Source organism: Bradyrhizobium sp. USDA 3240 (assembly GCF_054063295.1).
Genome location: NZ_JBSSGD010000002.1, coordinates 497117 through 518830 on the forward strand (window position 1 = coordinate 497117; position 21714 = coordinate 518830).

The 21714-nt window shown below is 59.4% G+C and carries 20 protein-coding genes and 2 pseudogenes; 10 read left to right on the plus strand and 12 right to left on the minus strand.

Annotated elements, in window-relative coordinates; genetic code table 11:
* Positions 1-317: 317 nt before the first annotated feature.
* From ACVIGA_RS02955 to ACVIGA_RS02965, 3 genes and pseudogenes are all read right to left on the minus strand, one after another.
* Positions 318-1406: an IS110 family RNA-guided transposase gene (locus ACVIGA_RS02955; protein WP_456665228.1), complete on the minus strand. Its 1089-nt coding sequence runs from the start codon at positions 1404-1406 to the stop codon at positions 318-320.
* A gap of 498 nt (positions 1407-1904) precedes the next feature.
* A pseudogene (locus ACVIGA_RS02960) lies at positions 1905-2973 on the minus strand (IS110 family RNA-guided transposase).
* A gap of 504 nt (positions 2974-3477) precedes the next feature.
* A pseudogene (locus ACVIGA_RS02965) lies at positions 3478-4448 on the minus strand (IS110 family RNA-guided transposase).
* Positions 4449-4623: 175 nt separating this feature from the next.
* On the opposite strand from ACVIGA_RS02965, the gene ACVIGA_RS02970 reads away from it, so the two are divergent.
* Positions 4624-4845, plus strand: a complete 222-nt coding sequence (locus ACVIGA_RS02970; RefSeq protein ID WP_456670726.1) for an acyclic terpene utilization AtuA family protein — start codon at positions 4624-4626, stop codon at positions 4843-4845.
* 608 nt (positions 4846-5453) lie between these two features.
* Here the strand turns inward: ACVIGA_RS02970 and ACVIGA_RS02975 are convergent.
* Positions 5454-5768, minus strand: coding sequence for a terminase small subunit-like protein (locus ACVIGA_RS02975; protein ID WP_456665229.1), 315 nt, complete (start codon positions 5766-5768; stop codon positions 5454-5456).
* A 167-nt stretch (positions 5769-5935) separates the two neighbouring features.
* Here ACVIGA_RS02975 and ACVIGA_RS02980 point away from each other — a divergent pair, with 167 nt between their 5' ends.
* Together ACVIGA_RS02980 and ACVIGA_RS02985 are read left to right on the plus strand one after the other, a co-directional pair.
* Positions 5936-6088: a hypothetical protein gene (locus tag ACVIGA_RS02980; protein ID WP_456665230.1), complete on the plus strand. Its 153-nt coding sequence runs from the start codon at positions 5936-5938 to the stop codon at positions 6086-6088.
* Positions 6089-6344: 256 nt separating this feature from the next.
* Positions 6345-6488: a hypothetical protein gene (locus ACVIGA_RS02985; RefSeq protein ID WP_456665231.1), complete on the plus strand. Its 144-nt coding sequence runs from the start codon at positions 6345-6347 to the stop codon at positions 6486-6488.
* A gap of 57 nt (positions 6489-6545) precedes the next feature.
* On the opposite strand, the gene ACVIGA_RS02990 is transcribed toward ACVIGA_RS02985, so the two are convergent.
* Positions 6546-7064: a hypothetical protein gene (locus ACVIGA_RS02990; protein WP_456665232.1), complete on the minus strand. Its 519-nt coding sequence runs from the start codon at positions 7062-7064 to the stop codon at positions 6546-6548.
* A 160-nt stretch (positions 7065-7224) separates the two neighbouring features.
* Here ACVIGA_RS02990 and ACVIGA_RS02995 point away from each other — a divergent pair, with 160 nt between their 5' ends.
* A complete protein-coding gene (locus ACVIGA_RS02995) occupies positions 7225-8073 on the plus strand; it encodes a hypothetical protein (protein WP_456665233.1) in 849 nt (282 codons plus the stop codon).
* Between the two features lie 147 nt (positions 8074-8220).
* Here the strand turns inward: ACVIGA_RS02995 and ACVIGA_RS03000 are convergent, their stop codons facing one another.
* The 5 genes from ACVIGA_RS03000 to ACVIGA_RS03020 all read right to left on the minus strand — a co-directional run bounded on the left by ACVIGA_RS03000 (position 8221) and on the right by ACVIGA_RS03020 (position 11235).
* Positions 8221-8583, minus strand: a complete 363-nt coding sequence (locus ACVIGA_RS03000) for a hypothetical protein (RefSeq protein WP_456665234.1) — start codon at positions 8581-8583, stop codon at positions 8221-8223.
* A gap of 125 nt (positions 8584-8708) precedes the next feature.
* Complete coding sequence (locus ACVIGA_RS03005; RefSeq protein WP_456665235.1) at positions 8709-9509, minus strand: hypothetical protein; 801 nt, start codon at positions 9507-9509, stop codon at positions 8709-8711.
* 2 nt (positions 9510-9511) lie between these two features.
* Positions 9512-9913, minus strand: coding sequence for a hypothetical protein (locus tag ACVIGA_RS03010; RefSeq protein WP_456665236.1), 402 nt, complete (start codon positions 9911-9913; stop codon positions 9512-9514).
* Positions 9914-10182: 269 nt separating this feature from the next.
* The gene (locus tag ACVIGA_RS03015; protein WP_456665237.1) at positions 10183-10422 is read right to left on the minus strand and encodes a hypothetical protein; all 240 of its coding nucleotides are present in this window, start codon (positions 10420-10422) and stop codon (positions 10183-10185) included.
* Between the two features lie 378 nt (positions 10423-10800).
* On the minus strand, positions 10801-11235 hold the full coding sequence (locus tag ACVIGA_RS03020) for a hypothetical protein (RefSeq protein ID WP_456665238.1): 435 nt from the start codon (positions 11233-11235) through the stop codon (positions 10801-10803).
* A gap of 535 nt (positions 11236-11770) precedes the next feature.
* On the opposite strand from ACVIGA_RS03020, the gene ACVIGA_RS03025 reads away from it, so the two are divergent.
* The gene (locus ACVIGA_RS03025) at positions 11771-12493 is read left to right on the plus strand and encodes a hypothetical protein (protein WP_456665239.1); all 723 of its coding nucleotides are present in this window, start codon (positions 11771-11773) and stop codon (positions 12491-12493) included.
* A gap of 38 nt (positions 12494-12531) precedes the next feature.
* The gene (locus ACVIGA_RS03030) at positions 12532-13395 is read left to right on the plus strand and encodes a hypothetical protein (RefSeq protein ID WP_456665240.1); all 864 of its coding nucleotides are present in this window, start codon (positions 12532-12534) and stop codon (positions 13393-13395) included.
* Between the two features lie 481 nt (positions 13396-13876).
* On the opposite strand, the gene ACVIGA_RS03035 is transcribed toward ACVIGA_RS03030, so the two are convergent.
* Positions 13877-15016, minus strand: coding sequence for a DUF2235 domain-containing protein (locus ACVIGA_RS03035; RefSeq protein ID WP_456665241.1), 1140 nt, complete (start codon positions 15014-15016; stop codon positions 13877-13879).
* A gap of 18 nt (positions 15017-15034) precedes the next feature.
* Positions 15035-15901 carry a hypothetical protein gene (locus ACVIGA_RS03040; RefSeq protein ID WP_456665242.1) on the minus strand — a complete coding sequence of 289 codons (867 nt, stop codon included), beginning with the start codon at positions 15899-15901 and terminating at the stop codon, positions 15035-15037.
* A gap of 541 nt (positions 15902-16442) precedes the next feature.
* On the opposite strand from ACVIGA_RS03040, the gene ACVIGA_RS03045 reads away from it, so the two are divergent.
* From ACVIGA_RS03045 to ACVIGA_RS03060, 4 genes are all read left to right on the plus strand, one after another.
* Positions 16443-17261, plus strand: a complete 819-nt coding sequence (locus ACVIGA_RS03045) for a DUF5677 domain-containing protein (RefSeq protein ID WP_456665243.1) — start codon at positions 16443-16445, stop codon at positions 17259-17261.
* A gap of 189 nt (positions 17262-17450) precedes the next feature.
* The gene (locus ACVIGA_RS03050) at positions 17451-18203 is read left to right on the plus strand and encodes a hypothetical protein (RefSeq protein ID WP_456665244.1); all 753 of its coding nucleotides are present in this window, start codon (positions 17451-17453) and stop codon (positions 18201-18203) included.
* Complete coding sequence (locus ACVIGA_RS03055; RefSeq protein WP_456665245.1) at positions 18203-19462, plus strand: hypothetical protein; 1260 nt, start codon at positions 18203-18205, stop codon at positions 19460-19462. The genes ACVIGA_RS03050 and ACVIGA_RS03055 overlap by 1 nt, the downstream gene beginning before the upstream one ends.
* A gap of 98 nt (positions 19463-19560) precedes the next feature.
* Positions 19561-21639, plus strand: a complete 2079-nt coding sequence (locus tag ACVIGA_RS03060; protein ID WP_456665246.1) for a lysozyme inhibitor LprI family protein — start codon at positions 19561-19563, stop codon at positions 21637-21639.
* Positions 21640-21714: the final 75 nt, after the last annotated feature.

The following is a 21714-nucleotide window of genomic DNA, read 5'->3' on the forward strand; positions in this document are numbered from 1 at the left end:
TCCACGCCATGACGCGAAGCGCCGCGATCGTCATGAGTCCTGATGCGCCGTGCAGTCTTCCGCGCTCATCGACGGCCAGGCTTCGCTGCAGCAAGGCAGCGCGGACGCCGTCGCGGCGCATCTTTCCATCGGCATGACGGAGCCACATCACAGGCAATCCGGCGCGATCGGTCGGCATCCGAAGATGCACCGTCGCAGGCAAGATAACGTGCGTTCCGTCGTTCGTGTGCTGCACCAGTCCTCATCCGCTCGCGCGGAGCTCCGTGTTCAATTCGCGGCGGGCATCGTGCCGCCGACGTGCAAATCCCTTGCGCTTCTCATGCGTAGACTCCGAGCAGCCGGCGATCCTTGGCCGCGGCGCGCGCGCTGACGTCTGCTGCCGCGACATCCGGGTCACCGCAGTAGAACGTGCCGCTGCTCCACATGGCGTGCATGATCACGGCGAGCTTGCGCGCCACCGCCACGGTCGCCTTGCGGTGCGAGGACCGCCTGGCCAGTGCCAGCCCCCAGCTCTTGACCTTGTCCTTTTTCTTGTAGCGGGTGAGCAGCGCGCTCGCCGCCTCGTAGAGCGCGCGGCGCACGTCGCCGTCGCCGGCCTTGCTGATCCGCCCGTGGACGTCGATCGACGAACCGGACTGCCAGCGCCGCGAGGTCAGGCCAAAATATGCCGCCACATCGCGCGACCTCTTGAAGCGCGAGGGATCGTCGACCGCGGTCATGAAGCTCAAGGCCGCGATCGGGCCAACGCCGGGAATCTGCATGAAGCGCCGGCACAGCTCGTGGCCGGCGACCAGCTTGACCACCAGGTCATGCAGCCGGCAGTATTGTTGCCATAGCGCCGCGCGCGCGGCCAGCATGGCGTCGATCAGCTCGCTGACCAGCGCGTCGCCGTCCACGGCCTCGCGCACGGCTTGCGCAAAGCCGCCACGGCTGACCCGGTTCAGGCGGATGCCGAACACCTTCAGCGAATGCCGGATCGCGTTCTCGAGATCCAGAAACTTGCGCTTCAGATTGCGCCGGTGCGTCAGCAGCAGCCGCAGCCGGTAGCAGGCCGCGCTCTTGATATGCGCACGCCGGAACCAGCCGGTGCGCATGATATGGGCAATCCCGAGCGCGTCCGCCTTGTCGGTCTTGTTGCGCTGCGCCTTCAGCGCCGCGCGCACATGCAGGGTCTCCAGGCAGACCGCCGGCAATCCAAGTCTTAACAGCTCCGGATGCAGCCAGGGCGACAGCGAGCCGGCCTCGTGGCCAAGCCGCCGCAAGCGGCCGAGATACAGCGCCAGCGCCGCCTTGATCGCGTCGGGATCGGTCACCACCGCCGCCTCCAGCAGCACCTTGCCCTTGTCGTCCACCACGCAGATCGCCGTCTCGTCCATGCCGACATCCAGGCCACAGAAGAATTCCATCACACGCCTCCCGCGTTGCTGAGGCGACGCAGTGTGCGGGTTATTCAGCGTGCAGACCACTTGCGCTGCGGCCGCACGCTCCGCAGCAGGCCGATTACGGGCGGCCTTCCTAATCGGGCGTTCAAAGTCAACTCATTCCTACGCTTTTCCTCGTTTCCTCGACTCCTCGCAAAATAAGCATCGCTGCTTCCCTCCACCAATAAGCACAAACTTCACCTCAGCCGCGATCGCGACATGCATTCGCAGGCGGGGTCCATGCGTTCCTTCGCGTTCAGCACTTCGGCCGTCGCATGCTCTTCATCAGGTTCGTAAACAGGGCTGTCCAAGCACTTTAGCGCTCTCGTCCCCGAAGGGCGGCAGCAGGCAAGAGATAGCGGACATTCCCCGTTTCGCGGCCCCGCCAGGGGACGCTCACCGCGCGCGCGGATCTCTAATTGTGCTCCTCCTCAACCTACTGGGCGTTGACCCAGCACCTTCCTAACCGAGCCTGCGCCGCAGCTACGACGCTGGCCTTAAGCGCAGCCGTTGCGTGATCTTCGCTCCGAATCCGACGTGGAAATCGGTCTCGCTGACCAACATCCGGTGAAGAACGCCCGCGAGCTTTCGCGCGACCGCAGTAATCGCGCACAGCATGCTCGATCGCTTAGCAATTCGCAGGCCCCACGCGCGCAATGCCGACCATTTTCTGACCCGTAGCAGCAGACTTGCAGCCGCTTCGCACAGCGCCTCCCGCACGGAGATGTCGCCCTGTTTGCTGATGTGACCTTCAAAATCGATCGATGTACCGGACTGGTGGCGCTTCGGCGTCAGGCCAAAATGGGCGCCCACTGTGCGTGATCGGCTAAAGCGATGAGGGTCATCAACCCCGACCTTGAATGACAAGGCGACGACCGGACCGACACCGGGAACCGTCATCAGACGCCGGCAAACAGTATCATGCTGGACCACCTGAAGCAGCACGCGATGCAGTCGATCGTAGCCTTCGAGAAGCGCACGGCGCACATCCAGCATGACCCGGATGGACATCACGAAGATCGGGTCGCTGTGCTCGATCAGCTCGCGGGTGCGAGTCTCAAAGGCCGGCCCCTCGGGAGACGGCTCCGACGAGCAACCCATAGGCTGGCAGTGCACCGCGAACATGGTTCTCGAGGTCGACCAACTTGCGCTTCAGCAGCTTCCGGTTGGTCAGCAGGGTACGCATTTTCTGCATGTCGATATTCTTGACATGGACGGCGCGGTACCAGCCCAACCGCATGATTCGCGCGATGCCGCGCGCATCGTTTCGGTCGGTTTTGTTGCGCATTGTCGACAGCGAAACGCGCATGTGGCGCGCCTCCACGACAATGATTGGAAGCCCCGCTGACTGCAATTCGCGGTACAGCCAGATGCCTAGCGACGACGCCTCGACCTCCACTCTATCGAGGCGATCCGCGTAACCTTCTACAGCGGAGCGGATCGCCTCCGGCTCCGTACTAACCTTAATTTCGCGGACCGTGAGACCCTCGCTATCGACGATGCAAACGCTGGTTTCTTCAAGGCCGACGTCCAATCCAACGTACTGTTTCATCGGAGCTCTCCCTTGTGGCAACGACCTTCCAAGTCGTTGCACCAGGCTCCGGATTTGGCCACGGCCGTCCTATCCCCGTGCACCGCTATCTCGAAGCCCGATTTGAAGAGCCGTCTTAATCGGGCGTCTCGTCCCTCTGACCTCGGCCATTCTCGCTTCCTTTCTTTTCTGCGACAAGGCCCGCTGCGCCACGCGGCAACGCGATGCACCACCCCAACAGCGAGTCCCGAGGCGCCGAGCACTCTTCCGCGCTCAGCGACGGCCAGTCGTCGCTGCAGCAAGGCAGCGCGGACGCTATCGCGGCGCACTTTTCCATCGACTGGACGGAGCCACGTCACAGGCATTCCGGCGTGGTCCGGATCGCACATTGGGTGCGTGGCCACAGGCAAGATAGCGTGCGTTCCGTCGTCGTTGATCTGCACCAGGTCTCTTCCGCTGTCGCGGAGCTCCGTGTTCAAGACGTTGCGCTCATCGGGTCATCGCTCGGCCATCGGTTCGGGTCGGTCAGGCATGGTCGCCGAGCAAGCGGCGGTCCTTGGCCGTATACCTCTCGTCGAGATCCGCCTCCGATGCTGACGGATCACCGCAGCAGAATATACGGCGCCGCCACATCGCATGCATGATCACGGCGAGTTCGCGCGCCACCGCCACCGCTGCCTTGCGGTCCGACGAGCGCTTGGCCAGCGCCAGGCCCCAGCTCTTGAACCTGTCCGGCTTCTTGCAGAGAGTCAGCAATGCACTCGCCGCCTCATAGAACGCCCTACCCGCGTCGCGGTCGGCCGCCTTGCTGATCCGGCCCTGGACGTCGACCGAGATTCCGGATTGCCAGCGCCGCGCGGTCAGGCCAAAATACGCTGCCGCGTCGCGCGAGCTCCTGAAGCGCGTCGGATTGTCGGCAGCAGTCATGAAGCTGCGCGCCGCCACCGGGCCCGCGCCGGGGATCTGCACGAAGCGTGTGGCCGGCGACCAGCCGATCGTGCAGCCGGCAGTACTCCTTCCACAACGCAGCACGCGCGTTCAGCATGCGTAGATCAGCTCGCTCACCAGCGCATCACCGGCCACCGCCTCGCGCTCCGCTTGCACAGAACCGCCCCGTCCGACCTGGTTGAGGCGAATGCCGAACACGCTGAGCTGGTGGCGGATCGCGTTCTCGAAGTCCAAGAACTTGCGCTTCAGACTGCGTCGGCGCGTCAGCAACAACCGCAGCCGGTAGCAGGCCGCGCTCTTGATACGTGTCGTGCGGTACCAACCGGTGCCCATCAGATGGGCGATCACAAGCGCGTCCGCCCTGTCGGGCTTGTTGCGCCGCCCCTTCAGCGCCGCGCGCCGCATGCGGGGTCTCCAGGCAGACCGCCGGCAGGCGCGCCGCAGCAGAACTCGGTCGCTGCCGCCTCCACCATCACCCTTCCCCTGTCATCCACCACGCGAATCGCGGTCCCGTCCATGCCGACATCCAGGCCACAGAAGTACTCCATCGCACGCGTCCCGCGTTGCTGAGCGGCCGCAGTGCGTGCGTCCTTCAGCGTGCCGACGACCTGCGCAGCGGCAGCAATTCCTGGCGCACCGATTACGGGCGGCCTTCCTAATCGGGCGTTCAAAGTCAACTCCATTGTTCGACTCTTTGCACTTCAGCCAATGTAGACTCTTTGCATCGACAATGCGCTTGTCACTACATCGCGCTCGCGATCAGCATTCACCAGTCAGGGTCCATGCGTTCGTCCCGGCTACAAGGATGTCGCGGGCCTGGCACGGCTCGGTTTTCCGATCGGCGAGGTCGGCGAAGACGCCTCGCTGGTAGTGACCAAGGTGCCGGGCAGCGGTGGTGCTCGCGTTCCGCACTTTGGCCGTCGCATGCTCTTCATCAGTTCGTAAACAGGGCTGTCCGAGCGGTCTGGCGGTCTCATCAGGCAGATGGCAGCATGTAAGAGATAGCTGACATTCCCGGTTTCACGGCCCGCCAGGGGGACACTCAGCGCGCGTGGATCCCTATTGGTTACTCCTTCTCAACATGCCAACAGCAACACTAGCGCAGACCTTTTACGCCCTCGCTGCAGTTACCGCACAGGTTTCAAACGAAGTCGTTGCGTGACCTTGGCACCAAAGCCGACATGGAAATCGGTCTCATGACCTACATTCTGTGCAGGAATACCCGTCGCCCTTCGATGAGATGATTTGCGGACGTAGTACCTGGGGAGGTTGCTCGCGAACCGTTTCAAGGCGATGGGTGCGACAGCGCTGACGGGCGCGACCCACCGGAATTCCCTGCCCTCCTTGCCGATGAACGCCGCTTGTTCGACCAGCCACGCCATGCTGCCAACGGTCTTGCCGCGCTTGGTGCTGCCCTCGATCCAGGAATAGCGCTCAGCGCCGAAGAGCGCCGGCGGCCTGTTTGGCGCAGAGCTTTGGCCGTTGTAGACGTAGTGGCTGAGGCACGGGGTTAACTGTTATCGCTTTTGAGCGTGAACACGGGCGGCGATTTCTTAGTCCGCAGTGCGGTTCACGTCGACCCTGTCGCCATATTTCTTCGGCTGCGACTTGCCCATCAACCACTTTCGCGCTTCGACGTGAAGCTTCGAGCGCTCAGCGGCATCGCGGTTGAGCTTCGGGCCGAATTTGGTCTCCCACCAGTCGTTGCTGGCATCGTCTGTGATGTTGATGATTTCATCCGTACCGGCATCGTTTCGATGCTCCATCGCGCGCGCGTATTGGTCTTTAAAGGCCTCATCGTTCGGTAGTGGCTGGACAAAGAAATAGCTCCGGCTGCACAGCGAAACCAATTTGCTGAGTTTGAACAAGCCGACCTGACCGGAAAGGTCGATGAATCCCTCGAGAAAGGCGCGATTTCAGGTGCCTTCGAACACGCTGCGGTAAAATGGGGCGTGGGGCGATATCTATATGACCTTGACAGCCTTGGGTCGAGATCGAGCCGCGCGGCAACGGCTACACAATCACCGAGCAAGGGGTGGCCAAGCTCAAGGGGTCCCTGCTCGCCGCTGACCCCGAGGCCCGCGCAACCATTTGGGCACAGGACAATGTCGCCACGATGAAGCGTGCCCTCACCTATCCGGTCGCCGCAGAGTTGCTGGCGCCGGTTATCAACCCAACGAAAGCATAGAAAGTGAAAGTCGAAACCAATATCCCAACGCCCACGCGCTCGCATGGACCTACCAGAAGGACAGCCAGATGAAGTATGTGACCGAAAACGTCGGCAGCATCATCGAAACCTCCTAGGGTCTGCGGCTCAAGCTGAAGGCATCGTTTAATCCGGCCGGATGCGAGCACGACGGCGACGGCCACATCTCGCTTGCTCTGTTCGAGCCTAAGCCCAAGAAGGACGAACTCGACCATCGTACAGCGCACGAGGACTTCTAATGGACGACGCGAAGGCCGCGTGGCTTCAAGCCGAGCAAGTCGCCCTCAACGCCTACACGGCTTATCTATCACTTCGGGCTAATGCAGATGCTGCCAAGGAGCGGTACCGCAAGGTGTTGCTCGCACAGGAGCGTGCGGGATGAAAGGCAGTCGCCGACCAGGTGCCGGCCGGAAGAAAGGCTTGACTAAGGACTAACACGTTATTCACCCACTCTACCGATGAGCGTGATGTGTGCAAACACCCAGGTCGAATCCGGGTTCTTAAGGTCGTAGGTAACGACTTTGTCCACCTTCACTTTGCTGCCGGGACCTATGACGCCCTTGGAAGCCGTCATCTCTGGCCGACTTCCGTCTTTGGGCATCTCCGGGCTCTTCTCACGAAGATACACGGTCTGCAGTACCGCATAGGTGTCTCCTTCTTGAGGTAGTCCACCTGTCTGCAGCGTAAGCGGAGGCTCTTTCTCTTCTCGCTTTGTAACGTCCCACGTATTTCCAACGCGCGTGCCAACGTAGATCCAGCCGGTTGCTCCTATTGCTAAGCCGGTTGCCTTAGGTAGTTCACCTTCGCACCATGACCACTGCGAGATCTTACAAGACGCTGCTACAACAGCCTGATAGATTGGTGTGGCGGCCGCTATCAACGCTCCAACCGCAACTAGAACAGCGGTGACGCTGGCTAACTTCGCAGCAAGATCTGCAGGCTTCTTTTTTGGAGGCATCAATGACTCCATATTGAAGACGGCAGCTTAGAGTTGCGCGTATCGGACGTCTAGAGGTACCCGCCCAACGTGTGCTAGCCTACAGAGGTTCGGCGCCTTCGCGCCACCCCTCGGCGGCGACGAGCCCCGTAACCAGTCGGGGCTTTTTCCTAGGTCACTTATGGCTTCGAAGCGTTGTCTGTATATTTCGACTTTTGGCCCTCAAAAAGCTCCGCAGAACAACGCGGCCGAGGCCATTTTCAATGTGCTCGTGGCTCCCGTTTTTCGGCACGATTTTCCCGACTTTGAGATGATCCGGTACAATTCTGAGATCGTCCATGGCGCGATAAACGAAAAGATCCTGGAGGATGTCCAGACGGCCGATTTGGTCTTAGCCGACCTGACAGAACTAACGCCGAACGGCTTTTATGAGCTGGGAGTGCGGCATGCGACGGGCCTTCCGACGGTCCTGCTTGCACAGACCGGCCACGCAATCCCCTTTGACATGAAAGAGTTTCGCTTTGTCATCTACTCGTACAAAGCGACTGACGACGAGCTCGAACGGGGAACGAGCGAAGCACTCATTGAATCCGTCAGGAGCGCTCTTCGCACTCCCTTGGCTACGCCTGGCGCCGGCCTCCCCACAAGCACCCCGCGCGCAACGCGCCACGAACTCGCCGCTCGGATACAGGAGTCCGCCGATTTGCTCCAATCGCTGCGGATTAATTCAGCCGCAGAGATCGTGGCGTCCCTGCAAACGATAGCTATTGAGCTTGAAGCCATCGAAGACGAAAAGACACCGTCCGCGATCAGAGAAGCTGGCTTAAAGGTTCTGAAAATCCTCTCCCAAATTGCGGATCAACTTGCGACTGTTGCAGGCGCCCGCATCATCGTCACCGGCATCATTTCTTTTGTTCTGGGTGCGGCCGGCTATCCGGTAATGACGATCTACGGGCTCACTTTAGCGTTTTGGCAAGGACCGGAGATTTTTTCCAAAGCGATCGAGGCAATGGCGAAGCGCAACAGGTAGCCGTTCACGCTTCCGACCCCTTCCGTTCGCAAAGAACGAATCAGAATCGAGCAAATCAGAGCGACGCACTTCCTAACTTTCGATTACCACACTGCTCTGCGAGCTTGCAGATTAGAAACTCGGTCAAATCCTCCGTATGGTCGGCCTTCAAGATCCCCGGCTGTTCTTCCAGCTCACCTTGATGCTTTTGCCGGTCACCTTGATGTCCGTGTGGTCGGCGATTTCCGGCACGATCAGTAGATTGTCACGAGGCTGATTGAAAAACGGAAGATTGCGTTCAGCAGGGATCTTGCCCATGCCCACCAAGAGGTAAAACAGCTTCTGATGATTGGGATCTGCTCCATGCTCGCTTCCTGGCGCACCCATTCGGCATGGACCTATCGATCCAGATACACCCCGCTTTATCCACATACGAATAGCTCGCCATGTTATTGAGCCTCCTTGAGGGCGAATGGCGAGCGCTACCTTAACTTCCGCATCGGATGCACCGCCGTTGTACAGGGCGTGCATGATATCCCGCCAATCCCTCTCCTAAAGCGTATCCATGACGAGTATCATCGCATCGGCGTGAAGAGCTGGGAGGCGAAGTACGGGAGCCATGAGGATCTGCTGCGCAAGACGTGGCGCCGGCTACGTTACAGAGTGTAAAGGACCTCTCGCGCCTCGAAGGTGCGGTCGCTGCGGTACCAGCTCTCATAAACCTCACCTATCTTGTCGCCGTAGAACGCGGAATGGATACCGTACTCGTTGGTGTCCTTGAACCAGTACCCTTCCATCGATTCCGCGATGTCGTAGAGCTTGTAAACCGCAATTTCCCGCGATTCATAAAGCTTGTCGCCATCGGTTGATGAGAAGTCTGTGAGCTTGCTTGACCGCGCCGCGTCATATTCCCGGACCGCCTGCTTAAGACGATTCTTGAACTTAGTGTCCCTGACCTGCCGGATGTATTTGCCTAGGTGCTCTTGCTCTTGCTGGCCCAGCATCGGGAACAGCCGCCGCCACTCCTCTGACCCCGCACGCTGCAAAGAATGGAATTTAACGAGGTTGAGGAAGTGCTCCTCAATATCGTCTATGTCATAGCGCTCCAGTGTCTCGCTGTAGATGACGTAGGGTCGTGTCCCAACAAAATCGAAGTTCTCATAGTTGGGGTAACGCTCGGTCAAGATATGAAGCTGCGCCTCGCGGGTTGTTTTATCCGCGGCGAACAGCTTCTGTTGCTCATCTAAGGCCTTGTTGTAGACCTTGTAATACCGGTCGGGGTTGATCTGTACGAGATAGTTTGACAGCTCCCGCACGTACGCCTGCAAAAGATTGCTGCGATCGATTGCTGAAGCCCGGGAAGAGATTGAGGTGTCCTGCGACACCTTTGGCGTCGGCCGAAACCCATACCCCGCTAATGCCCCCATGCCGAAGGCAAGAAACCATCCCCACTCCATTTCTAATCCTCGCCCCGGGTGTAAAGTCGCTGTTCGGTCTTAAAGGTCCGATCGGTGCGGTAGTAGCTGTCAAAGTATTGGCCAGGCTCCCCAGCGAAGAAGCCGTAGAGCCCATATTCATCGAGGTCTTTGAAATAGAAGCCGACGCGGCTTTCCGCGAAGTGACGCACCTTGTAAGCGGTCCAGTGCGCGGTCTCCAGCAACAGCTCGCCATCGTTTGGCAGAGTGAAGCCCTTGTCCTTTTCGTGCCAATCCAGCTCGCGTTTCGCGGCTTTGATGTGCTCAAGCAGACGAGTGTCTCGGTCCAATCGAGCGTTCGCAGCTTTGGCTCGCTCTGCGTTCTTTGTATGCCGCCACCAGAAAAACGCGCCGACCAGCACCACCGCCAAAATCGTCCAGTCCATTACCACCCCCAGGCGCCCATTATCGCCCAAGGGTTGCAGCGGCTCAATACTGCGGTCGCCTCAGCAACTCAGGTAGTCTAGAGATGGCCTTTGCAATCCGCCTCGCCTCATCCCGTGAAAGGAAGTTGCTGGCGTACTGGTATCGGCCTTGGTGAAGGTCCTCTCGGTGAGCGATGCCGCAGATGAAGAAGCCGGTGGCGTCCCTCACCCGGAGCCGTGCTCGTCCTCCTCCATCACCCACGGCGCCGGAAACCGCCGGGGATTATCCATCACATCCTGCGGTGTGCTGGGGTGCCCCTCTTGCCCGGACCGTAGAGCTTTGCCGCGGCCTTCTGTCGGTCCCGCTCGGTGCAGAGGGTGTCGATCTTGTCCAGCATCCACTGCAGCAGCTCTTCCGCCGAGGCGGTCGGGATACCGGCCCGCTGGAGGGTCAGGATTTCCTTGCGCTGGCGGCCGACCTGCACGCGCATGCGCTCGATCTCCCAACGGAGATAGTCGAGTGTGGGCATGGTTCGCTCTGAAATGGCGGTGAGTGCCCACCGTGAACGAACCACGAACATGAGTCAATTTCGGCGCCGAAAATATTTTTCAGGAATCGCCCAGAATCTCCAAATGCTGCGATGCAGCAATCGATACATACTCACGATACCAACACCGGTATCTTAACCTATAAGGATAAAGATATTAAATGAAACAAGTACTTAAATCTAAGGAAATCCGTACTATCACCTGTGAGGATTGTGGTCCCCAGCTCGTGTTTTGGGCTTGGAGATGTCCAGGTGACGCTGAGATCACCTGCCCATCTTGTGGAAAGGGCTTGGGGATCAGGGTCAACAACATCAGGGACCAACTCCACCACCACGGATTGAGAGATGTAAAGAAAATTCTCAGAGGTTGATAATTGGAAGGGGGCCGAAAGGAGGCCCCCTTTCTCGTTCAGGGGCCGGTAGTTGGTCGCCATCCTCCAAATGAAAGGGCCGCCCCGAAGGACGGAACGCCGACACACTGGGAAGCTTCTCCCTCCCGGTCACCGCCCACTTCGCCGCCTTGCGGATGGCGAACAGCGGGTATTCACCTACGGCTTCGCACCAGTCGGCGACCTGCATCTTCAGCTTCGCATCGTCCCCGGTGTAGACGTTCATCACGGCGAACATACTGCCGATGGCGACATCCAGCTCGGGACCGCGCACCCTCGCCGGCTGCAAGATCTCAGAAATGGATTTCACCTGGTGGGATAGCTGAGACCGTTGTTCGCTCGTCAGCGCCGGAATCGCTGGGGGATGTCCCCCGACCGACGCCACTACCAGGCTGTGCTGCTCCATGGCGTGCAACCAAGCTTGAACGCATGGCGCCAGCAAGTCCCCGGTCAAGGCTACCGCTAGATGTTCGGCCTCCGCCGCGGTTCGCGGAGCGGCGACAGTGAGAGCGCCAGGTTGCTGGCCAATCTGCTTTGCGACCTCCATGGACGGCGTTGCCGCTGGTCCAGTAGTCGGAGAACTCTGCCCATTCGTTGTTGACCCGCTCAACACTCCATCCGAACTCTCGATAAGCCCATCCTCTCCAGTCGTCTGGCAACGCGCATTCGCTGTTTGGCAGAAACTCTTCATGACGGATTGCAGGTGTTGACCCACGTCGGGATGCTTTCGTTGGTTTGGGGGACACAGGGGGACTTACTTCATCAGTATTGGTGAGATCGATATTACTATTGCGCGTACCCATAAATTCGCCCGCCGAACGAAGTTCGTATTACCGTCAGAAGCGGACAAAAGAAGCTCGTTTGGTCAAGTCGGCCAAGGGCCAACAGGAGACGTCGTCGGCGGTGTGACAGCTTCTTAGATGACAGGCGATATAACCGAAATGAAGTCTGGATTATTTCACTCCCTGCGTTTCGGTGCCGCTTTCAAGGGAATCGTCATTAGGTCTTGCCCGATGATCAACTCCCCTGAGATCCTATTGCGCCCGTTCGTGTCGCACGACGGCACCACGAAACTGATGATGGCGGTGAGCGCTCTGACGGGCCTGAGCGTAATCCTGCTCTGGCGCTCGACGGGCGTTGCGGCGGTCGCGAGTTTGGGCAACCGGCGCGCTTGCCGTTTTGAGTTTGCTTGCGCTGGCCGCGACGCGCAAACGGTTTCCGTTTCTGGCGGTGATCGTGCTGTTTCCGCTGGCATTGGGCGCACTCAATCTCGACAACCATGCGCAGGTGTTCCCAAAGCCCTCCGCCCGGGTCCCGCTCGATGCCAGATCCGCGTTCGTCGACTGGGTGAAGAAGCGCGCCCCGCGGCCAAAAAGCCCCTACCGGCCTTCATCGTTGCGGCGGAGGGCGGCGGCATACGCGCAGCGGCCATGACTGCGATCGTGCTCAAGGAACTGAGCCTCCGAAATCCGAAGTTCGCGGACCACCTGTTTGCGATCGTCGGCGTGTCCGGTGGCAGCGTCGGAGCTGCGACGTATGCGGCAGCCTTGGCGCAGGGCTGGCTCCGTCAGGATGCCGCGGCTGGCGCTCCGTCGATACCGCCCAATTGGGAAAATACATTGCAAGCCGAAACCTTCTCGCCCCGACCGTGCGATCCTTCCTGAGCACTACGGTTCTCACGCAATACGTTCCGCAGCCCTTGATGGATCTGTCTGAGTGGGATCGGTCACGCGCCCTCGAGACCGCCTGGTCGAATGGCTGGCAAACCGCAACGAAAACCAGCGCCTTGAAGGATCTCTGGTTCAGTGACCTGCAGCGCGACGACGTTCCCAAGCTGATCTTGATGACGACGTCAGTGCAGGATGGCGAGCCGATGGCGATCAGTCACCTTTGCAATTTCGGTGTGCGGACCCTGCACGACGTCAAGCCAGGCGACATTCCGCTGACGACGGCCAGCATCATAAGCGCACGGTTTCCATTCATTTCGTCGACCGCGCACGTGCCTGATGGCGCCGGTGCCTCGGATTTTGTCGAGGGCGGCTATTTCGAGAATTCGGAACTGACGGCTGCGATCCGGCTGATCCGGACGCTGCGCGGCGGCCAGCAAGATCCGGCGGCGGCAGAAAGCTCCAGCTGTGGGCCCTTCAAGCCCGCCGTAACAGTTCACGATGATCCCCGTCTTGCGAATGCATCGATCATCGTCGTCAGGATCCGCAATGGCGCTAGCAAAGAGGATCGCCACAGGCAGGCGCCTTTCTTCGGGTTAAGCTCCCAATTGTCCGCGCTTTATGCAACCGGCGATGCGCGCGCCGCAGAGGCGACCCAGACACTCGACCAGCTCGAGGGTAATTCTCCGGCCGAGTGCGCCAACCGACCGGGGTGTCTGTTGGTCAAGCAGGTCACGTTCAGCCTGTCGCCAACCGAGATCCCGCTGCCGCTCGGTTGGCAGTTGTCATCCAAGGCCCGCGACGAAATCATTCGCCAGCTCGGCCTGCCTTGCAACCAGGAGGCCTTTACTTTCGTGAAGAATGCAATCGATAATGTGAGCGGCAGTTTATCATGCTGATAGGATGCAGCCAGCAACCGCTTATCGTTAGGACGGCTCGTTGACCTGGCGAACCGACAGCAGCCCACGATCAGCGCTGATGTCAAGGATCAGGTCGAAGATCGCCGGATCTCAGGATTCGAGATATTCGCCATGCGGCACCCCGAGGCCACGAGGTTTGAGCTGTTGCCGTGATGCCGCGCAGTCGAGTCGATCCAGCTTCCAAAGGTAACGGCATCAAGGGATCGCAAACCGGAGACCTCAGCCGAGACTCGCTCGCGGTTGAAGTCGGCGCGTGGCGGACTTTCGAGGCGGTCCTCGCTTGGGCGCCGGCTCTCACTGTCCTCCCTTGCTAGTCAATTCGAGTTTGTTGGCACTCATACTCGACCACGCTAACCTAGCTCCGCAGATCGAGCACTCTAGGGCTTGGGCGTTGGCAGCATTCCAAAGAGACCTTCGGCGACGCCTTTTAAATCTCGCTCAGCCTGTCGCGTCGCGCCCTTCAGAGCACCGTGGCGCTCATTTTGGGATCGGTAGCCCGCACGGCTCCTAAGAGGGCGGTCGGCTCAACGCCCTTTTCCCTGGCCCACTTAGCCAGGTTGGAGGGGCGATAGGAATTGTCGGCCCGCCACCGATCGAACACCGACCCGTCGATGGTCTCGTTGATCCTCATCGTCGTGGCTTGAGTTCCAACGTCCGGAGCGAGGCCGACGGGCCGATAGAATGGCCGCGAGACGAAGCGATAAAGCCCGTATGCGAAGTTACGATAAGAGTCGGTGACGGGCGGCACGATCTGCGAACTATCGATCGCGACCTGGTCTCGGAAGACGAGCCCGACTCCGGCGGCTTTGTCCATGAGCCACTTCAGCGGGCGCTGCGCCAACGCGTCGCTTGCGTACCCGCCGCCAACGTTCGCATGAGCGCCGACGAACCAGCGCTGCTCAACGTGTTCGATCGGGCGTTCCGGTGCGCCGGCCTGCCCGGCCCTCACCGTCCTGGTCCAGAAGGTTGGCTCGAAGTTCTTTCGGTGCTCGTCCAGTGCTAGCGCATGAAAGGCGTACCCGTTGTCGAGGCGCAGATGTGTATCCAGAAACCGATATTTATGGACCTTCGCCGCCATGCTCCAAGCCGGCAGCCCAAGCGAGCCGACGGTGTCCCAGACCCCGACGAACTTGACCTTCGTTGGGCGCGAATACTTCGTCAGCCACTGTTCCTCGATCGAGGCGCCCGCCGGCAAGGCCTTATCCAAGAGTGTCCTGATCGTCGGCGCGTCGTAGATTCGGTATCGCGCGTACAATTGCTCGATCGACAGCGGCGCGCCTAGCCTGAGAATGCCGCACTTGCAGATCAGCCCCGATAGACTGCGGGCCGTGTAGGCGCCGCGGCTGAAGCCGAAGATGAAAATGTCGTCGCCATCGTCGAAGTTCTGGATGAGCCATGTGTAGGCTTCAATAATCTCGTCGTCGATCCCCCACCCGGTGATGCCACCGCGCGCGGACTCGCCTCGCTTCGTCCCGACGCCCTGCGAGTAGTAGACCCGCTGGTCGGGCGCTTGCGCCGTCAAAGACTTCAAGCGCCACACGTTCGTGTTGTTGTTCAACGTGTTCCAGGTGCCATCGAGAAGAATCGCAAGCCGCTTCATGGAATTCTTTCCTGCTGCCTAGCGCGGGTAACGCCGCCGAGGTGCATACCTCTGGCGCAGCGCATCGCCGTTGGCGTCGAGAATGTGGACCTTCTTTGAGACGAATCTCGCGGTCGACGAGACTTCGGTGGACTTGGCCTTGAGATTGATGACATCGTAGACGCCGGTGTGACTTTCGGCCGACTGGACGATGACGTCGCCCGTCTTGGTCGTCATCAGCCGGATGCCCTCTTCGTGCAACAGCTCGCGGATTTCCTGGCGCGGATGGTCGTACTGGTTGTCGTAATTCGACGAGCAGATCGCCACTGTCGGATCGATGTGTCGCAGAAATTTCTTGGTCGTGAAGCCGTTGTCAGCGCCGTGATGGGCCAAGATCATGATGTCGGTTTCGCTTCTGAGGATCTGGCACCTCCGGAGCCTGGCGCTAATCAAGGAGTCCTCTACGTCCCCAAGACTCAGAACGTTGAAGCTTCCCTCGCGGAAAAGCTTGACCGTCGAGTTGTCGTTCGCGTTCTCCACGATGTGGTATGGGTTGTAGAACATGTTGCTGAAGCCCAACGCCGACGCGTGCTCCAATCCCTCGATGTAAGCCGGGGTGATATGCGTGACGGCAGGCACGAAGCCGGTGTTGCGACGTCTTGAACGGTACTCGGCGATCATTGCGAGGCAGTCCTCGCCGTGACCGTAGTCCTTGATCGGATCGTAACCGGGGCACTCGATCCGCCGAGGCCGGATCAGGTTAAGCAGCTCCGGCAGCTCGTACTTGTTGCAGTGGTCGGCATCCCAACTGGTGATGTGGAGGCTGGTCGCTTCCTCAACACCACAGATTTCCATCTCGCTCTCGACCTGGCGCCGGCTGTCATCGGTCAGCCGGCCCTCGATCATCGTGAAGCGCCCGTCGGCGAAGTAGGAGAAGGATGAGCCGGAGCAGCCGAGATGGTAGGCCCGCAAACGCGTTACGATGCTCCTCAAGCGGGGTCTCCCCAACACGACGATTGCGGAACGCGGACCGGCGCCGCATGAAGATTTCCCAGATCAGCGGACGCCAGCCAATTAGGAAACATTCCCAACCTATTGATTAATAATAAGAATAAAGCGAATTATCACGACAACCATTAGGTAGGTTGGCGCTCTCTGGTCGACATAGGATCGCAAATGCAGCACGCAAGATCTGGCCCGTGCATTAATTGCAGCCACCATATATATGATAGGTTTAGACTTTCAACGGCTGAAGGCCGATGGTCGGCGGTTACGGGGTTGGAACCGGTAGGGAAGCTGCCTCCAGCGTCAAAAGGTCAATAGAAGCCATTGAATTTTGGGCGCAAAAAATGATTGATCCAGGGATCTCGCACTGCATCCTGGACTAGGACGATTTCGTCGCGTCGGCGCCCAAGGCCCAAAGCCAATTCAGAACACGAGGCCTGCATTGTCGAAAGAAAGTGATGCGTTTGAACGCGAAAAGACAAGGTTCGAGCAAAGCACCGACTTTGCGATTTCCGTCTCGAAACTATACGCCGGACGAACAGCCAACATGCCGGTCCTTATGGCGTCTTACGTCTTTACAAGGATCTGTATTGGCGCCGATTCACTCCGATACCTGGTGCAGAGAGATATCGAGCAGTCGATCGAGGCGACTCTCGATCACTATTCCATCTCGGTCATAGCCAGAAACATCATCGAAGCCTCGTTGATGTTCCACTATTTGATGCAGGAAGGCGTCAGCGACGAGGAATGGTCGTTACGAGGGAAAGTGCTTTATCTTCATGATGCGACGCTCAAGCTGCGTCTGTTCAAGAGCATGAACGCCACAGAACAATACCAGCTTTTCAAGCAAGCCGCGGCCGAGTTGCGGGAGGAAATTAAAAATGCGCCGGCCTATGCCGGCCTGGATCCAACGCGCCAGGAACGGATACTCACCGGGCAGGAGCTGTACCTCGGTGGCTTACGTTCGACACTGCGGCTTGCCGACGTCGACGCCGCCTATTTCGACGGAATGTATGCCTACCTGTCAAGCCAGGTGCATATTGCGCCAACCTCGTTCTTGGAGACCAACCAGCGCTTGGGCTTTAGCAAGCCCGCTAATTATCAGTACTATTTTGCAGCCTACGCCTTGGGTCATGCCAGGATCATGCTGCTGCGAGCTGCGATACGACTTGCTGAATCGATTTCCGAAATCGCAACCAAGGTCGATAACGATACTTTGCAGTCAATTACGTCTCATTCGGCGACTGATCCAGGTCGCTGACCAGCCAAAGGAACGGCACGCCAACGGCTCCGGATTCAAGGACGCTAGGCGACGAGCGCGGTTCTTGAGGCTTCTGTTTTCGCTGGCAATCACCGGTTGGGCCCGTACCGGACCGAAGTCCGTCTCTTTACTTCCCGCTTAAGTTGAAGATACCATGGGGTTTTAGATCGCATATTGTGGGGCATAGTTTTGTCTTCGATCTCGAACATCATTGCACCGGTAATTCTGCTGCTTTCCGTGACCCAAGCATGGGCGGCGGATTGCGGCTGTCGCTTCCAGAAGGCTCATTCGGAGTCCAGCGCGGGGACATGCGCTGTACGCGAAGACATGGCTCGCGACTGCGATCTGGTATGGGGCATGCCGCCCGGTCCAGCCTCCAAGGAGGCCCGAGCATCGTATTTCGACGACAATTCGATCTTTGGCGAGATCATGCGAGCCGCCGCGCTGGCCCCCTCCCCTGAGGCCGAGAGCCTTGCGCCCGGGGTTTCGCGGATGTCCGACGCAAGCTTTTGGAGCCAGTACCAATCCGAAATCCGTAAGCGCACCTCGATCGATGATCGCGTCAAACCGGGCACATTCGATCTGTCGCTTGCCTTTCTCGCCAACTCCGACGCTACCTCGGACTTTCGTCAGTTCACAATTGGAGCGCTCACATACGTAACCGTCGTCAACCTTCGACAGGCAGTGACCGATCCGGAGATTCGACAGCAGATGCTGGTCACAATGATGCGCAATCGCGATCGGCTCGCAGGCTTCGCAAGCAATGCACAAGGATCGTTCGAACAACCCGGGAAGGCCAAGCTCCCTAACGGCGAATATGGAGAATTTCTGATAAGAGCGCGGACAGTTCCGGGCTGCTTCGACATTTGGAGCGACCAGCTCACCGTCAGCTCCATGATCAAGACACCCTGGTCGCCAACCAAGGCACGACGATGCGATTGATGCTGAGCCGGACGCTTGCGCTGTTTTTCTTGGTCGTTTCCATATCACCTCAGGCGCGGGCCCAGACGGTCCGCGTCTTCGAGTGGAACAAAGGGCGGTCGCCCATCGCTTTGCTCTTCATTCACGGCATCGGCGGCTGCGCCGTTCCGTCGGGGCAGAAAGCGGCCAACGCATGCGCCGCGGGGTCTGTAGACAGTTTCAAGAATCCGAAGGCCGCAAAAAGCTGGCCAGAAATGATCGCGAGCGACGACCATCAGCTCGCGGCAAATCAACTGGACGACATCCTGCCCTCATCCTTGAAGTTGGGCGATCTTGGCGTCTGGGGGGTCGATTACAGCCGGCTGACGAACGCCGATTGCGCGCCCTTTAGCATTCCGCAGACGGCCCGGCTGATGCGTTTGAAAATCGAGTCCAGCGGACTGTTCGACCGCTATGAACAGATCATCATCGTTGCCCACAGCATGGGTGGTTTGCTGACAAAGAGCATGCTGCTCGAATGGCAGAACGCTGGCGACCCAGACGGCATGTTGGCAAGGACCATCGCGGTCATGTTTCTGGGTGTCCCTTCCCAAGGAAGCCAACGGGCGCCGAATCCTGGCATCCAGAGTTACTTCTACAAGCTGCTCGGCGCGGACACGATCGGAGGCGTGTGCGGGCGGCAAGCACAGGACATGTTCACCGGTCACCTCAACACCTACCTGGGTGACCTCGAAGGGCGATGGGAAGGACTCCTCAATACACGACGCGCCGCTTCGCACTCGACCGCGCCTCTTGTCGACTGCGCTTACGAAACAGTTCCGGAGCCATTGCTCTACGGAATCACGGAAGCCATGATTGTGGACAAGCTCTATGCGCAAACGCAATGCAGCAGCTCGCAGATCGCCTTGCCGACCTATCACACCATGTTGCCAAAGCCAGAAAACTTGCAGGACGATGTTCACAGCGCCTTTCTGACCCGAAGCCTGGACGATCTTTTCAGGCAATGGTCTCAGTGGTCATTCACGCGCTTCGAATTTCTTCCGACCGACACGTTCGAAACCTTCGCCCGAGTCATCAATCGAAATCAGAAATCTTTTGTGCTGCGCACCGAAGACGTGCGCGGTTTGAAACCTGCGCCCGGGTCGTTCGATGGTGCTGATAATTTCGTGGTGATGGCCAAGGTTGCCAGAGCCAATCCGACGATATGTCTCGATATCGAGTGGCCGGCGAATGGTCCGGGCCAGGCGGCCTTTCATCCAGCTGGCCAATGCCGCCGCTAGCCAAATATTGGCGGACCTAGCGACCGCCATTTCGGACCAGCAGTCACAACGGGGCCGCCGTCCAGGCTAGCCTGCGTCTTAAGCATGAAATCCGCTATTTGACGCGCTCGCCGCCCGGCCAAATTGCTTCCGCTCGGCCCATTTCTTATAAGGAAAAGCACAACCGTAAGGTGGTGGGTTCCAACATGCGATTTTGTGTCGTCACTGTTTTAGCGCTGCATTTCCTTTTCGCTGTTCCCGGCATTGCCCTCGCACAGAGTGCCAACGATATTGCCAATATTTTTGGTGGTCTCGTGCGGACGGGTACGCGGATGGCAGCACAGAGCGCCTGGGAGCAAATACGGCCCGGTGAGTTGGTCTGCATCGACAGAAACCTTCACGAGCGTGGGTGGTCCATCAACGGCGCCATCGATCAGGGAATTGGACCGGCTGATCCGCGGGTCGCGGACGCGCGTGCTGTGTGTCGCGGGGCACGCGTTGAGCAGTCTGCGTCGGTCGAGGGACCCAGTTTCGATTGTTCGAAGGCAGGCTTTCCCGACGAACGGCTGATCTGTTCCAGCGTTGAGCTCTCGCAGTTGGACAACGCAGTCGCCAACGGGTTTCGGTACGCCCGCGATCACTCCGGCGCGGCGATCGCGGATTCCATCCGGGGCCCCTCGCTTCAGGAGCGTCGTGCCTGCGGTGCGAATTTCGAGTGCGTCAAGCGGGCCCAGCTGGCGGCCATCGATGCATATCGACGTAGCGGCGCGCCCGACGTGGCGCCACGCCTTAGAAGCACGCCGACGGCCCATCCCGAATATGTGGTCGACGGATTGTCGCTCGGGGCCCAAATCAACGTCTCGTCGCCCGCGCTCCAGGGCTACCAATGCCGGCCGAGTGAACAGTTCACCGGCTTCGTCCTTTGTCAGCGCCGGCGAGAGATGCGCGAGGCGCGAGGGCAATATACCTCGTCCAACACCCTGCTCTACTCACTCGACGGCTCTGCCGTCTACATCAATCGCAGTCTGGAGCCGGCCTTCTTCGGACCTAACGAGGCGCAAGCCGATATCGACGGGCGCACCAAGCATTTCGGCCGTGCGCCGCGCATCATTCCGATTCCCGCGCAATCGAACGTTCCGAATGGAATGATTGCCTCCTGGGGAGACGTCGTTCTCGAACCGCTCGACAGCGCTACTTTGCAAGATCTTGCGGCCGGAAAGCGCATTCGCGTCGGGTTCATGATCGATCATATCGGCAATCTACGCCGCTCGGCCCAGCTTGGACTCCCCGTCTATCGTCTGCGCGGAGGTGCCGGCTATGTTTGGGCCGCATGTTGGAACCAGAACGGCGTAGGCACGCTGCAATTTCTGACGGTCGACGCGTCGACCTTCGACTCGGAGCCGCCGCAGGTCGCTTCTGGGCCCAGCGCGGCACCTGCGAAGGTCGACGAGCCAAGACCGGAAGACGCGCGTCGCGCTGCCGAGAAAGCGGCTTCAGATAAGGCCGCCGCCGACAAAGCGGCGACAGATAAGGCGGCGGCTGACAAGGCAGCTGCGGAGAAAGTGGCAGCCGAAAAGGCAGCCGCGCAGGCTGCTGCCGACGAGGCTGCACGAAAGGCCGAAGTTGAACTCGCACGGCAGGCCGAGTTACGCCGAAGGGGCGAGGAATATGCCGCGCAGGGTGAGACGAAGTGGACGATGACCCGCACCCCTAACGAAATGACCGACAAGGTCGACGTGGTCGTCCGGTCTGTCCAGAAGAACAATCAGGGATTGGTGATCGAAGTCGTAGGGTCCTGCAAGAACGGCGAGGTCGGGTTTTCCGGGCTCATTGTCGACGATGAAGGTAAGGCCACGGTTCGTCTGGTCGGCAGGACGTCGTTCGGAAACGGGCTCGGCTCCGGCGTGCCGGCGCTTTACCGTGTCAATGACAAGCAACCGTCGAACGTCTTGGTTCCGGAGCTCGAGTTCGTCAACAAGCTTCAGCTGGTCATCTTCGCAAGGGCCGCGGGAAAATCCGAAACGGTTGAAACCAGCGCGAGATTGGTAACCGCCTTGTTAGGCGCCAACATCTTTGTGAGTCCTGCAGAGACTTGGCGGATCATGACCGAACTGAAGACGGATCGGGGCAGCATTATTGTAAAGATCCCGGTCTTCGATCCCACCATCCAGGCATTGTTTCAGTCATGCGGCCCTTGACGATCGCCGCCCTGGATCCGGTCGGGGTCTCGAACAGCCATCGCGACCTGTGACCGCGATGACCGCTCTGGGCCA

Bases quoted from the DNA above. Each gene is read 5' to 3' on its own strand.
- ACVIGA_RS03020 (WP_456665238.1), bottom strand. From the start codon at position 11,235: ATGGAGCAGCACAGCCTGGTAGTGGCGTCGGTCGGGGGACATCCCCCA.
- ACVIGA_RS02995 (WP_456665233.1), top strand. From the start codon at position 7,225: ATGGCTTCGAAGCGTTGTCTGTATATTTCGACTTTTGGCCCTCAAAAA.
- ACVIGA_RS02985 (WP_456665231.1), top strand. From the start codon at position 6,345: ATGGACGACGCGAAGGCCGCGTGGCTTCAAGCCGAGCAAGTCGCCCTC.
- ACVIGA_RS03035 (WP_456665241.1), bottom strand. From the start codon at position 15,016: ATGAAGCGGCTTGCGATTCTTCTCGATGGCACCTGGAACACGTTGAAC.
- ACVIGA_RS02990 (WP_456665232.1), bottom strand. From the start codon at position 7,064: ATGCCTCCAAAAAAGAAGCCTGCAGATCTTGCTGCGAAGTTAGCCAGC.
- ACVIGA_RS03015 (WP_456665237.1), bottom strand. From the start codon at position 10,422: ATGCCCACACTCGACTATCTCCGTTGGGAGATCGAGCGCATGCGCGTG.
- ACVIGA_RS03030 (WP_456665240.1), top strand. From the start codon at position 12,532: ATGGATCTGTCTGAGTGGGATCGGTCACGCGCCCTCGAGACCGCCTGG.
- ACVIGA_RS03010 (WP_456665236.1), bottom strand. From the start codon at position 9,913: ATGGACTGGACGATTTTGGCGGTGGTGCTGGTCGGCGCGTTTTTCTGG.
- ACVIGA_RS03005 (WP_456665235.1), bottom strand. From the start codon at position 9,509: ATGGAGTGGGGATGGTTTCTTGCCTTCGGCATGGGGGCATTAGCGGGG.
- ACVIGA_RS03025 (WP_456665239.1), top strand. From the start codon at position 11,771: ATGAAGTCTGGATTATTTCACTCCCTGCGTTTCGGTGCCGCTTTCAAG.
- ACVIGA_RS03000 (WP_456665234.1), bottom strand. From the start codon at position 8,583: ATGCACGCCCTGTACAACGGCGGTGCATCCGATGCGGAAGTTAAGGTA.
- ACVIGA_RS03040 (WP_456665242.1), bottom strand. From the start codon at position 15,901: ATGATCGAGGGCCGGCTGACCGATGACAGCCGGCGCCAGGTCGAGAGC.
- ACVIGA_RS03055 (WP_456665245.1), top strand. From the start codon at position 18,203: ATGCTGAGCCGGACGCTTGCGCTGTTTTTCTTGGTCGTTTCCATATCA.
- ACVIGA_RS02955 (WP_456665228.1), bottom strand. From the start codon at position 1,406: ATGGAATTCTTCTGTGGCCTGGATGTCGGCATGGACGAGACGGCGATC.